General features: G+C 47.6%; 11 protein-coding genes. 6 read left to right on the forward strand and 5 right to left on the reverse strand.

Annotated elements, in window-relative coordinates:
- Positions 1-25: 25 nt before the first annotated feature.
- From WIG73_RS05580 to WIG73_RS05600, 5 genes are all read right to left on the reverse strand, one after another.
- Positions 26-256 carry a KH domain-containing protein gene (locus WIG73_RS05580; RefSeq protein ID WP_177679654.1) on the reverse strand — a complete coding sequence of 77 codons (231 nt, stop codon included), beginning with the start codon at positions 254-256 and terminating at the stop codon, positions 26-28.
- 37 nt (positions 257-293) lie between these two features.
- On the reverse strand, positions 294-539 hold the full coding sequence (gene rpsP, locus WIG73_RS05585) for a 30S ribosomal protein S16 (RefSeq protein WP_177679656.1): 246 nt from the start codon (positions 537-539) through the stop codon (positions 294-296).
- A 103-nt stretch (positions 540-642) separates the two neighbouring features.
- Entirely contained in the window at positions 643-1983 is a 1341-nt protein-coding gene (ffh, locus tag WIG73_RS05590) for a signal recognition particle protein (protein WP_337399630.1), read from the reverse strand.
- Between the two features lie 21 nt (positions 1984-2004).
- Positions 2005-2373: a YlxM family DNA-binding protein gene (gene ylxM / locus WIG73_RS05595; RefSeq protein WP_337399631.1), complete on the reverse strand. Its 369-nt coding sequence runs from the start codon at positions 2371-2373 to the stop codon at positions 2005-2007.
- A gap of 102 nt (positions 2374-2475) precedes the next feature.
- Positions 2476-3075, reverse strand: coding sequence for a TetR/AcrR family transcriptional regulator (locus WIG73_RS05600; RefSeq protein WP_249313758.1), 600 nt, complete (start codon positions 3073-3075; stop codon positions 2476-2478).
- A 218-nt stretch (positions 3076-3293) separates the two neighbouring features.
- Between WIG73_RS05600 and WIG73_RS05605 the strand changes: the two genes are divergently transcribed.
- The 6 genes from WIG73_RS05605 (at position 3294) to WIG73_RS05630 (ending at position 12100) form a co-directional block, all read left to right on the forward strand.
- Complete coding sequence (locus WIG73_RS05605) at positions 3294-3998, forward strand: ABC transporter ATP-binding protein (RefSeq protein WP_177679664.1); 705 nt, start codon at positions 3294-3296, stop codon at positions 3996-3998.
- A gap of 1 nt (position 3999) precedes the next feature.
- Positions 4000-6312 carry an ABC transporter permease gene (locus tag WIG73_RS05610; protein ID WP_337399632.1) on the forward strand — a complete coding sequence of 771 codons (2313 nt, stop codon included), beginning with the start codon at positions 4000-4002 and terminating at the stop codon, positions 6310-6312.
- A 19-nt stretch (positions 6313-6331) separates the two neighbouring features.
- Complete coding sequence (locus WIG73_RS05615; protein WP_337399633.1) at positions 6332-7771, forward strand: efflux RND transporter periplasmic adaptor subunit; 1440 nt, start codon at positions 6332-6334, stop codon at positions 7769-7771.
- Entirely contained in the window at positions 7768-10236 is a 2469-nt protein-coding gene (locus tag WIG73_RS05620; RefSeq protein ID WP_337399634.1) for an S-layer homology domain-containing protein, read from the forward strand. Before WIG73_RS05615 ends, WIG73_RS05620 begins: the two co-directional genes overlap by 4 nt.
- 154 nt (positions 10237-10390) lie before the next feature.
- Positions 10391-11083, forward strand: coding sequence for an iron-sulfur cluster assembly scaffold protein (locus WIG73_RS05625; protein WP_249313754.1), 693 nt, complete (start codon positions 10391-10393; stop codon positions 11081-11083).
- Between the two features lie 18 nt (positions 11084-11101).
- Positions 11102-12100 carry a GGGtGRT protein gene (locus tag WIG73_RS05630; protein ID WP_177677612.1) on the forward strand — a complete coding sequence of 333 codons (999 nt, stop codon included), beginning with the start codon at positions 11102-11104 and terminating at the stop codon, positions 12098-12100.

Consider the following 12100-nt stretch of genomic DNA (forward strand, 5'->3'; position numbering starts at 1 on the left):
GCGGTTTTGCCTGCCGGGCTGTTTTTTATTGAACAATTTCCACTACAACGTGTTTGTTTTCACGGTTTGCAGCGGCTTTCATCACAGTTCTGATGGACTTAGCAATTCGTCCCTGTTTGCCGATGACTTTTCCCATGTCAGAGTCAGCGACCTTAAGTTCCAGAACAACCGACTGTTCGCCGTCGATCTGGTTAACGGAAACGCCGTCGGGCTCATCCACCAATGCTTTCGCAATCACTGCCAATAATTCTTTCATTTTTTTCTCCTTTTAGTGTTTCCCGCAGAACCTACAATTACTTTGTAATTCCGCTTTTTTTCAAAAGAACTTTCACAGTATCTGTCGGCTGTGCACCGTTACCGAGCCATTTCTGTGCTTTTTCCGCATCAATTTTAATGTCGGCAGGCTCTGTTAAAGGATTGTATGTGCCGATTTCTTCGATAAATCTGCCGTCTCTGGGATACCGGGAGTCAGCAACAACCACTCTGTAAAAAGGAGCTTTTTTCGCACCCATTCTTCTCAGTCTGATTTTAACTGCCATGTTTGTTTCACCTCCTGCAATTTGTTGTGTATGTTAAAAAATAACAAGCATACTCAATTGGGGAACACCACTTGATAATTCCCTGTTTTACTTCAATCATTTTTTATTTGCGCTTTTTCTTCTTTTTTAATTTGCGCATTCCCAAACCGCCGCCGGAAAACTGTTTCATCATCTGCTGCATCTGTTCAAACTGCTTCAGCAAAAGGTTTACGTCTGAAACGTTGTTCCCGCTGCCCGCGGCGATGCGGCGCTTGCGGCTGGCATTGATGATAGACGGGTTTTCCCGCTCGCGCATGGTCATGGATTTAATAATGGCTTCCACCCTGTCCAGCTTTCGCTCATCAATATCGGCATTGTCAATGGCCTTGGCGTTCACGCCGGGAATCATCTTCATAATCTGGGTCAGCGGCCCCATTTTTTTCATCTGCTGCATCTGGGCCAAAAAGTCGTCTAAATTAAAGCTGTTATGGCGGATTTTGTCCTCCAGTTTGGCCGCGTCTTTTTCGTCAAAGGCGGCCTGTGCCTTTTCAATTAAAGACAGCACATCGCCGCTGCCTAAAATTCTGGAGGCCATTCTGTCTGGGTGGAACTCCTCAATATCGGAAAGCTTTTCGCCAACGCCGGCAAACTTAATGGGCTTGCCCGTAACCGCCTTAACCGACAGCGCCGCACCGCCTCTTGTGTCGCCGTCAAGCTTTGTCATTACCACGCCGCTGATTTCTAAACGCGCGTTAAAGCTTTCGGCAATGTTCACGGCGTCCTGCCCAGTCATGGCATCAATTACAAGCAAAATCTCATCGGGGTTCACCGCGGCCTTAATGTCTTCCAGCTCCTGCATCAAATCGTCGTCAATGTGCAGGCGGCCGGCGGTATCAATAATTACAAAATCGTTGCCATGGTGTTTTGCGTGCTCCAATGCCGCAGTAGCAATAGAAACGGCAGAAACCTGTGTGCCCATTTGAAACACAGGAACGTCAATCTGCTTACCCACAACCTCCAGCTGTTTCACAGCCGCAGGACGGTAAATATCGCAGGCAACCAAAAGCGGGCGTTTATTGTGTTTTTTTCGCATAAATCCGGCAAGCTTAGCGCAGAAGGTGGTTTTACCGGCACCCTGAAGCCCCGCCATTAAAACAATGGTAGGCGGTTTCTTTGCAAACTCAATCCGGGCGCTGTCGCTGCCCATCAGCTTTGCAAGCTCGTCGTTCACAATTTTTATAATCTGCTGTCCTGGGGTGAGGCTCTCTAACACGTCGGCCCCCACAGCGCGCTCAGACACATTGCCAATAAAGTCTTTCACAACTTTATAGTTTACGTCTGCCTCAAGGAGTGCCAGCTTAATTTCGCGCATCGATTCCTTAATATCTTTTTCCGTTACAACGCCCTTGCCTTTTAGCTTTTTAAGCGCCGCACCCAGCTTTTCCGACAGGTTTTCAAATGCCAAAATCAACCGCTCCTTTCATGGTCATAGCTTATCGGTAATGGAGGAAAGTTTTTCCCCAATCTGGTTTACCGCTTTTAACAATTTATCGGAATGAATGTATGTTTGAATGTAGGTCTGCAAATCATGAAACATTTCCTGAATAACAACAATGTCGCCTTTTACATCTTTAAACCGTTTTGCCAGCCCCAAAGAGTCCTCAAAATCGTGAAGCTGCTTTTCGCCCCGCTTGATGGAATCGCGCACGCCCTGGCGGCTGATTCCCAGCGGCTCTGCAATTTCGGCCAAAGACAAATCCTCGTTATAATAGAGGTCTATAGCCCGTACCTGCTTTTCCGTCAGCAAATCGCCGTAAAAGTCAAGCAAAACAGCAATAGACAAATCTTTTTCCATAAAACTTCACCTCAAAACGGTTTGGTGTAAAGCTCTAAACCTAAACACCTGTTCTATTTTACATCAATTTCATCTGTTTGTCAATAGGCTAACACAAAAAACTTATGCTGTTTCAAAAATGCCGTCTAACACGTGGGACAGGCGCAGCAAAATTCTTGTAATTTTTTCTTCCTTACTGCTGTCTGTTAAATAATTTGTATAATTGTTTTCCGACAGCCAATTGATGGTTGCCATCACCGCCGAGGCATAAAGCGTGCCGGAATAGTCGGCGAATTCATGGGGCAGTTCGGGATGAAGGGCTTTTAAAAACTCCACACAGCTTTTTTTCAGCAATACGCCAAAATCTTTGTATAGGCTGATGCTGTCTGTTTTGACTTTAAGCAGCGCCTCAAAGGTGTCTTTTTCGTCTAAAATGTAGTCATACATCTTTTTCGTAATGCGGACTAACTCATCGTGATTATCCATTTGAAACGGTTCTTCCAAAATGTTCCGAGCCCCGTTTAAACACGATTTGCAAAGCTGTTTGGCCAAATCATATTTGTCATCGTAATACCGGTAAAAGGTAGAACGGTTGATCAGGGCGCGATCTAAAATATCTTGCACGGTAATGTCGTGAAAATCTTTCTCATTTAAAAGGGAAACCATTGCGGATTTGATATTCCGTTTTGTTTTAACTACCCTCAGGTCAATCTTTTCATTCATATTGTTCCGTCCCTTTCTATTGTTTTCTTTCTGTATATCATACTATATTCCGGAAAAATATGCAACTGTTTGTATCAAACGCAACGATTTAATCATTAATATTGTGTTAATAGCTATATAAAATCAAACAAATTGTTTCATAACATACAATACGATAAAAACTGTTGATTGAAAAATTGTCCCGTCCACTTTAAACTAAAACTAAAGGGGGCGGACGCATGGAAACGGCAATTAAAATTTCTGACATGGTCAGAGAATATACCATGGGCGAAACGAAAATTACGGCGGTGGACCATATCAGCTTTGAAATCCCAAAGGGAGCCTATACCATTATTTTGGGAACATCAGGGGCGGGAAAGTCCACGGTGTTAAACATTTTAGGCGGAATGGATTCCCCCACCAGCGGAAGCGTTTCGGTTTTGGGCAGCGAAATTTCGGGTTATGGAAAAAAAGAGCTGACGCAATATCGCCGGAACATGATTGGGTTTGTGTTTCAGTTTTATAATTTAATGCCCAACCTGTCTGTTTTAGAAAATGTTGAGCTGGCAAGCCAAATTTGCAAAAATCCGCTGGACGCAAAAGAGGTACTTTCCATGGTGGGGCTATCCCAGCGGCTTTCAAATTTTCCCTCCCAGCTATCCGGCGGGGAACAGCAGCGGGTGGCAATTGCCCGCGCCCTGGCGAAAAATCCCCAGGTGCTCCTCTGTGACGAGCCCACAGGCGCGCTGGATTATAAAACAGGAAAATCTGTTTTGGCCCTGCTTTATAACATTTGCAAAACCAGCGGAAAAACTGTTATTGTCGTTACGCACAACGGCGCGTTAGCGCCCACGGCAGACGTTTTAATCCATATGAAAAGCGGACAGATTGAGGCTTTTGAGAAAAACGACAACCCAATCCCTGTTCAGGAGCTGGAGTGGTAATATGTTTTGGAAAAATTTCAGGCGGGAGCTCATCTTTACAACCTCGCGGCTTGTGTCCGTTGTTGTGATTGCGGCTGTTGCAGTTTTAATGTTTGTTGCGCTGTCCGGCAACACCTATAATGCGGAGCGGATTGCACAGCAATATTTTAAGGAACAAAACGTCGCGGACCTTTGGGTGACGGGGGTGGGGTTTGACCGCGCCGATTTCAGAAACGTTTCGAAAATCGACGGGATAAAAGACGTTCAGCCGCGCACCGCCATTGACGCGGAAAGCCGCGATTTTGCAAACATTACCCTTGCACTTTACGCGGTGCCGGACGAGATGAATATGAATATTCCCTACATAGTGGAAGGCGAAACCTTAAGCAGAAGCCGGGACATTATGATAAGCGATGAGTTTGCCCGGGCGAACGGGCTTTCCGTGGGCGATTTTTATGAGGTGAAGCTAACTGCCACCGGCGATGTTTTAAAGCTTTATGTGTGCGCTCTGGTGAAAAGTCCGGAGTGCATGCACCATGTCAGCGGCACCAATCTGACGCCGGATTTGGCGTCTTACGGGTTTGGTTACATCAGCGAAGACGCGCTTGCACATTTAACAGGCAGAAACAGCTATAACCAGATTTGCGTAACTGCAACTGACGGTGCAGATTTAGAAAATATAAAGGCTGAATTAAGCGATTGTTTAGGCACAAAGCTGGTAAACATTCTGGCATTGGAGGACAACATCAACGCCTATGAGCTTTTGGAGCTGACAAACAGCATTAAAACCATTGTGATGGTGTTTCCCTTAATATTTTTTGCGGTAGCGGCGCTGATTATGTTTTCCACCATGAGCCGCCTGATTGAAAATGCACGGCAAACCATTGGAACCTTTAAGGCCCTGGGATACGGTGACGTTCAAATTATGTGTTACTACCTTTTTTATGCGGTATTGGTGGTAATTTTAGGATATATCATTGGGGTGCTGCCCGCCCGGGCACTGTCCGGGGTGGTGCTTTCCGCCCTGTTTGGCAGTGTAGATATGCCGCCGCACGAAATTTTATATTCCCCCAGCGCGCTGGTTATCTCTTTTGTAATTACCTTTTTGGTCTGCATCGGCACCGCCTATTTTGCGGCAAAAGGTGCGCTTTCGGAAACGCCGGCGGAATGTATGCGGCCAAAACCGCCGAAAAAAACAAGAAAAACCTTGCTGGAACAAATTCCCCCGGTGTGGAACAGACTGGGGTTTAACACAAAATACATCTTCCGCAACATCATGCGGAATAAATCGAAAATGGCAATCTGCATTGTGGGTATCACCGGCTGTATGACCCTTGTGCTTACAGCTTTGGGGATTAACGACTCTGTCAGCAGCTTTATCGACCGGACGGAAACCAAGCTTCAGAAATATGACCTGATGGTAACATTAAACGGTACAGTGACAGAGGCGCAGTATAAGCATTTGGGGTATTTGCCCCAGGTGGAGGACTCCCAGTATGAAATGACAATGGGGACAAAAATTTACTCGCGGAACAACTTAGAAACGGTTTATTTCAGAGTGACGGACGACCAGCTCCATTTAAAACTGCTGGACTTAAACGGGCCGGAAACCTACGACATGCCAGTAGACGGCGTTATTCTAGGCGACGACACCGCCAAAGACCTTGCTGTTATGCCCGGCGACGAGGTTCAAATTAAATTTACCGGGGACAACCGCTATTATCCCATGCGCGTCAGCAAAATTATTCGGGGCGCCGACGGGGCCTATGTTTCAAAGACCTATTGGAATACCTTGGGAAAACCCTATACCCCCAACACCGCATATCTGAAAACGAATGATTTGGAAGCGGTTCGCAACAGGGTGGAGGATTTTGATTTTGTGGCGGGCACGGAGGACAAGGCGGCAGTGATGACATCTTTGCGCAACCAGGTGAAAGCAATCACCTCCATTGTGTATCTGTTGATCCTGTTCGGCGGCATTTTGGCCTTTGTGGTGCTTTATAATTTAGGAATTATGAGCTTTTTTGAACAAATCCGCTCTTTGGCGACCTTGCAGGTGCTGGGCTTTTACGACAAGGAAACCAAACGGCTGCTGTTAACAGAAAACATTATTTTCACTGCGGTAGGCGTAATTTTAGGCGTTCCCTTAGGAAAAGCCCTTGTGGGTGCCATTTTGGGCTCCATTGAAATGGTAAAGCTGGACGTGGCAATTGCCGTTTTGTCCTATTTTGCCGCGGGCGCCTTAACACTTGTTTTTGCGGTGTTGGTCAACAGGGTTTTGGGCAGCAAAATCAAAAGCATCGACATGCTGGGGGCATTAAAAAGCATAGAGTAATGGGAAAGGAAGGTTGTTTATGAAACAGAAAAAATATATGGCGGCGATTGCGGTTGGGCTGTCTTTCCTGCTGGCGGCAACGGGCTGCGGCAAGGAAAAAGACACAGAAACGGTGAAGCTTACAAAGGGTACGCTCCAAACAACTGTAAGGGAAACGGGCACAGTTGTATTTGACGACAGCTACACCATAACGCCCCTGTCAGCTGGGAAAATCCTTTCGGCTGACTTTGAGGAGGGCGACACTGTCACAAAAGGCCAGGTGTTATATACGGTGGATTCGGTGGATCTGTCCAACTCGATCGAACAGGCGAAGGTCAATCTCGACAAGGCAAACGAAGCCCTAAAGCAAAGCCGGCGGGCGGCAGCGGATTTAACCGTTAAAGCAAAGGCTTCGGGCTTGGTTACCGCGGTATATGTCCATGTTGGGGACTATGTTACGCCGGGAACAAAAATTGCCGACATTGTGGAAAACAACACGCTGAAGGTTACGCTTCCGTTTTCTGTGCCGGAGGGAGCCATTTCCGAGGGGGAAAGCGCCATGCTTACGCTGCAGAGCGACGGGTCTGTTGTTTACGGCACGGTGGAAAAGGTGTATGAGTCCGGCCAGGGGTTTTCCGGCACCACAAGGGGTGTGAATGTTGAAATTACGCTAAATAACCCCGGCGCGCTGAAAAAGGGCGACTCGGTGGTTGCCGCCGTCGGCGGTTATGCGTCTTTGTCCGCCGCAACGCTTTTCAGCTTAACGGAACAGTCGGTTTATTCCACCCAACAGGGCGAGGTGAAAACCCTGTCTCTTAGGGAGGGCGCCCGCATAAGCGCCGGCACAGCGGTTATGACCATTAAAAACGACGCTGTGACAAACGCTGTGAACAACGCACAGCTCAGTGTGAAAGAAATTCAAACCAACATTCGGCAGCTGCAGGAAAAGCTTGCCGACTATACGCTTACCTCGCCGATTGACGGCATTGTTATTGAAAAAAAGATGAAGGAGGGCGACATTGCCCAGCCCGGTCTGGCTCTGGTAACGCTGGCCGACAACGGCAGGCTCTATGTGGACGCCGAAATTGACGAACTGTTTATTCATGAAATAAAAGAGGGGCAAAGCGCCGGCGTCACGGTTTCGGACAATGGGCAAATGCAGTACACAGGCCGCGTAAAACGGATTGACGACGCCGGCACGGAGGAAAACGGCGTGACGTATTACACCGTTCGGATAGAACTGGACGATTTTACAGGACTGATTTCCGGCATGAGCATGGACGTGTGCATCAACACCGGAGAAAAGGATACACAATACCTCCCAATCGGTGCGGTAGCCGGGGGCAAGGTTCGTGTAAAAGATGGGAACAAATTTGTTGAGAAAGAGGTTCAAACAGGGATAAAAACCGATTTATACATTGAGGTTTTAAGCGGGATTGATGAAGATATGGAAGTTTTGGCTGGAGGCGGTAGCAAATGAACAGGAAAAGAATAGCCGCATGTCTTCTGTCTGTGGCTGTTTTGGCGGGAACGGTTTCCTTTGTTTCGGCACAGGAAAGCACCGCGGCGGACACAAAAGCGCTGCTGGGTGCATTGGGCATTATGCAGGGGGACGACACCGGCAATTTTAACGACGGCGGGGCGCTTACGCGGGAGCAGTTTGCCAAAATCGTTGTGAAAATAGCGGATAAAGATTTTATTCCCGCAGGCGGCATTGCGCCCTTTTTTGACGTGCCGCACACCCGCTGGTCGGCGCCGTTTATCGACAGGGGCGTAACATTGGGTTATTTTAACGGTTTTCCGGATGGCTCTTTTCAGCCGGAAACAGAGGTGCTGCCGGAGCAGGTGTGCAATGTGGTGCTGAAAATGCTGGGGCGCGACGAAAGCAACGCCGGGGGAAACTGGGCGCAGTCTAAGGTGGCTGCGGCAGGCCGGCTGGGCCTGCTTGAGGGCGTAACCTATGTGATCGGACAGCCCATTTCCAGAATTGACACGGCAAAAATCATTCAAAATGCCTTATTTACTCAAATGAAGGACTCAAAAGTTTATCTGATTGAAAAAATGGAGTGCTCCTATTTAGAGGACGTGGTGTTAATCAGCGACAAAAATACACAGTCGGGCTATGTTACAACCACTGCCGGCGTGTTTAAAAAGGCAGGAGCGGTTGACCAGGAGGATTTGCGCCTGCGGGGAGATCTTGTTGTGGGAAAGGCTAACGAGGTAATTGCATTTTTTCCTGCAAATCAGACCTGCCGGCATGATGCACTGAAAGAAATTTATCCGGACAAAATGGTGCTTGTAAACAGCGAGCAAATTACGCAGGAGTTTTATGTAAATGCAGATACCTGCATCTATTTAGGCGGCAGTGCGCTGACCTTTGGCAAAGGCTTTTCCTCTGTGCCGAAGGGCGCTGACGTATGGCTTTACTACGATGAATATGGCACGTTAGAATATATTTTTGCAGAGGAGAGCACAGCGGCAAGCCAGAAAACGTTTGTCATTAAATCTGTATTGGACGACGGCATTACTGCTTTTGGACACAGCGGGGACGAATATGTGAAAATTGACAACGACACGGTTGTGTATGAAGGAACGCTTGCCTCGGCTTATGCACAGGCGGCAGGAACGCTCTCATTGGGCGACAAACTCACTTTTCATGAAAATGAAAGCGGAGTTTTAAAATATATCACCTTGGAACGAAACGCCATATCAGGGCCGGGATATGTGGAAGCCTTTACCGTAAATTCCGAAACGAGGGTTATCCGGGACGGACTGAGCGCGAAAAAAGGTGACGTTCTGTCAACGGACATTTGTTATTATGTAGACGGCGCAGATGTGTTATTAGCATATTCTAAAAGCATTACCGGCGTATATGAAAACGCATATCCCACAAAGGACAGCATTGCACAGGTGCAGGTTTCCGGCAAAATCTACGACGTTACGGAGCGGAGCGCTAAATCCAAGCTGTCGTCAGACGGGAACATCGCCTTTGGCGACACCGTTACCCTGCGGTTCGGCAAAGACGGAGGCGTGGCGGATGCAGTTTCGCTGAATGAAAGTGATACCTTATCGGGCGTGCTTCTCTCCTGCGCGCCGTCTGTTCGGGTTGACGCGGCGGGAAACACTGTGTCGGAATACCGGGCAAAAATTTTTACACTAGCCGGCGAAACGCAGGAGTTTGCTGTGGATAAGGACGAAACGTTGCTGAACGGATCTCCTGTCACCATATCATTTTCAAACGGAAAGGCGGCCTTGTCTGCTGTAAACAAAAAAAACGAGGTTTCGGGAACGTTTCATTGGCAGGCAAAAAAACTGGGTAACTATGTGTTGTCAAACGACCTTAAAATGATTGACGCCGCAATGAAAACGGACTATTCCAAAGCGAAGGCAAAAAAAATTTATCCCCAAAGAATTGACGGGGCGCACTTCAGCGAAAATGACATTTTGCTTGCAGAAGTGAAAGACGGCGCCGTGACCGGCCTTATTTTAAATGATTATACAGGCGACCTTCTGCAATATGGAGTGGTTTTAAAGGCTCAAGGTTTGTCTTTCGGCACCAATGCCGCCGGAAGCTACAAGGTGAACATCGGCGGGGCGGAAACCGAGCTTGGCAGCAGCCAGAAAAAATTTAACGTATCCACGGGGCAAAGCATCAGCATAGATACCGACGAAAAAAACGGCGTGGTGTCGTTGAAGGCGCTGAATCGTCTCGAAGAAGCGGTGAAGTCCATTGACAATTCGTTTGTATATACAGCCTCCGGTGCGCACCGCCTGGCGGACAATGCGGTGATTTACCGGGAGATTGCAAACTCAGAATTGTCTACAGGCGTTAGGTTTGAAGTTATTTCAAAAGAGAATGTCGATTTTACGAAAAATGTAACTGCTTATTACGACAAAAAAGAAGCCGACGGCGGGCGCATTCGCGTTGTTGTCGTGCGTAAATAAATTCAATTTTGCTTTTTGCCCAAAAAGGAGAAAAAACACATCTGTTTTTTCGTCTATTTCACAGCCGAAGAAAATTGACAAATTTTTCGCACTGTGGTATAATTTATAAGGTATGACAACTGTAAAAAATGTTATTGAAAGGAGCAAATTTGTCATGAAATATTCCGCTGAAGTAGAGAGCATGTGCCCTTTGGCAAAAGGCGCATATCATGGCCCGGCACCCATTCCCCAGGAGGGAAAATGGACCCAGGCAAAAGAAATTAAAGACATTTCCGGCCTGACACACGGAATTGGCTGGTGTGCACCCCAGCAGGGAACCTGTAAGCTGACGCTTAACGTAAAAGAGGGAATCATTCAGGAGGCCCTGGTTGAAACCGTTGGCTGTTCGGGTATGACCCACTCCGCAGCAATGGCTTCGGAAATTTTAATTGGGAAAACCATTTTAGAGGCACTCAATACCGACTTGGTATGTGATGCAATTAATACAGCAATGAGAGAACTGTTCCTCCAAATCGTGTACGGCCGCACACAGACCGCGTTTTCTGAAGACGGGCTTCCCATCGGCGCAGGCCTTGAAGACCTGGGCAAGGGTCTTCGTTCCCAGGTTGGCACCACCTATGCCACACTGGAAAAGGGCCCCAGATATTTAGAGCTTGCCGAAGGGTATATTACCAAAATTGCTGTGGACGAAAACGATGAAATAATCGGCTATAAATTTGTTCACTTAGGCAAAATGATGGAAATGATTGCCAAGGGCATGGACGCCAATGAAGCTTTGGAAAAAGCAAGCGGACAGTATGGCAGGGTTGACGATGCGGCAAAGCTCATTGACCCGCGTCACGAATAATAAAGGAGGGAATCGTAAATGGCTTTATTTGAAAGTTATGAAAGAAGAATTGACCAGATTAATGCAGAATTAAATAAACACGGAATTCAGTCTTTGGAAGAAGCAAAACAGATTTGCGACGACAAGGGAATTGACGTTTATAATCTCGTGAAAAGCATTCAGCCCATCTGCTTTGAAAATGCCTGCTGGGCTTACATAACCGGTGCGGCTATTGCCATTAAAGAAGGCTGCACAAAGGCTGCCGACGCGGCTGAAAAAATTGGGCTTGGGCTTCAGTCTTTCTGTATCCCCGGCTCTGTTGCAGACGACAGAAAGGTTGGCATTGGCCATGGTAACCTGGGCGCAATGCTCCTTCGTGACGAAACAAAATGCTTTGCATTTTTGGCTGGACACGAGTCTTTTGCAGCGGCTGAGGGCGCAATTGGTTTGGCAAGAAGTGCCAACAAGGCAAGAAAAGAAGATTTAAAGGTTATTTTAAACGGCTTGGGCAAAGACGCAGCGCAGATTATTTCCAGAATTAACGGCTTTACCTATGTGCAGACAAAGTTTGATTATTATACAGGCGCTGTAACCGTTGTGAAAGAAACCGCATACTCTAAAGGCGAGCGGGCCAAGGTTCGCTGCTACGGCGCAGACGACGTGCGCGAAGGCGTTGCCATCATGCATTTAGAGGGTGTGGACGTTTCCATCACCGGCAACTCCACGAACCCCACACGCTTCCAGCATCCTGTTGCAGGCACCTATAAAAAAGAATGCATCGAACAGGGCAAAAAATATTTCTCTGTGGCCTCCGGCGGCGGCACGGGAAGAACGCTGCATCCGGATAACATGGCAGCCGGCCCCGCTTCTTACGGCATGACAGACACCATGGGCAGAATGCATTCTGACGCACAGTTTGCAGGCTCGTCCTCCGTTCCGGCTCACGTTGAAATGATGGGCTTGATCGGCGCAGGCAACAACCCGATGGTTGGTATGACCGTTGCAGTTGCGGTTGCGATTGAAGAAGCGATGAAATAA

Origin of the sequence: Congzhengia sp., assembly GCF_037235575.1 — a bacterium.
Classification (GTDB): Bacteria; Bacillota; Clostridia; order UBA1381; family UBA9506; genus Congzhengia; species Congzhengia minquanensis.

Excerpts from the sequence above, each read along its gene's own strand:
- WIG73_RS05580 (WP_177679654.1), bottom strand. The coding sequence starts at position 256 with ATGAAAGAATTATTGGCAGTGATTGCGAAAGCATTGGTGGATGAGCCC.
- rpsP (WP_177679656.1), bottom strand. The coding sequence starts at position 539 with ATGGCAGTTAAAATCAGACTGAGAAGAATGGGTGCGAAAAAAGCTCCT.
- ylxM (WP_337399631.1), bottom strand. The coding sequence starts at position 2,373 with ATGGAAAAAGATTTGTCTATTGCTGTTTTGCTTGACTTTTACGGCGAT.
- WIG73_RS05600 (WP_249313758.1), bottom strand. The coding sequence starts at position 3,075 with ATGAATGAAAAGATTGACCTGAGGGTAGTTAAAACAAAACGGAATATC.
- WIG73_RS05605 (WP_177679664.1), top strand. The coding sequence starts at position 3,294 with ATGGAAACGGCAATTAAAATTTCTGACATGGTCAGAGAATATACCATG.
- WIG73_RS05610 (WP_337399632.1), top strand. The coding sequence starts at position 4,000 with ATGTTTTGGAAAAATTTCAGGCGGGAGCTCATCTTTACAACCTCGCGG.
- WIG73_RS05615 (WP_337399633.1), top strand. The coding sequence starts at position 6,332 with ATGAAACAGAAAAAATATATGGCGGCGATTGCGGTTGGGCTGTCTTTC.
- WIG73_RS05620 (WP_337399634.1), top strand. The coding sequence starts at position 7,768 with ATGAACAGGAAAAGAATAGCCGCATGTCTTCTGTCTGTGGCTGTTTTG.
- WIG73_RS05625 (WP_249313754.1), top strand. The coding sequence starts at position 10,391 with ATGAAATATTCCGCTGAAGTAGAGAGCATGTGCCCTTTGGCAAAAGGC.
- WIG73_RS05630 (WP_177677612.1), top strand. The coding sequence starts at position 11,102 with ATGGCTTTATTTGAAAGTTATGAAAGAAGAATTGACCAGATTAATGCA.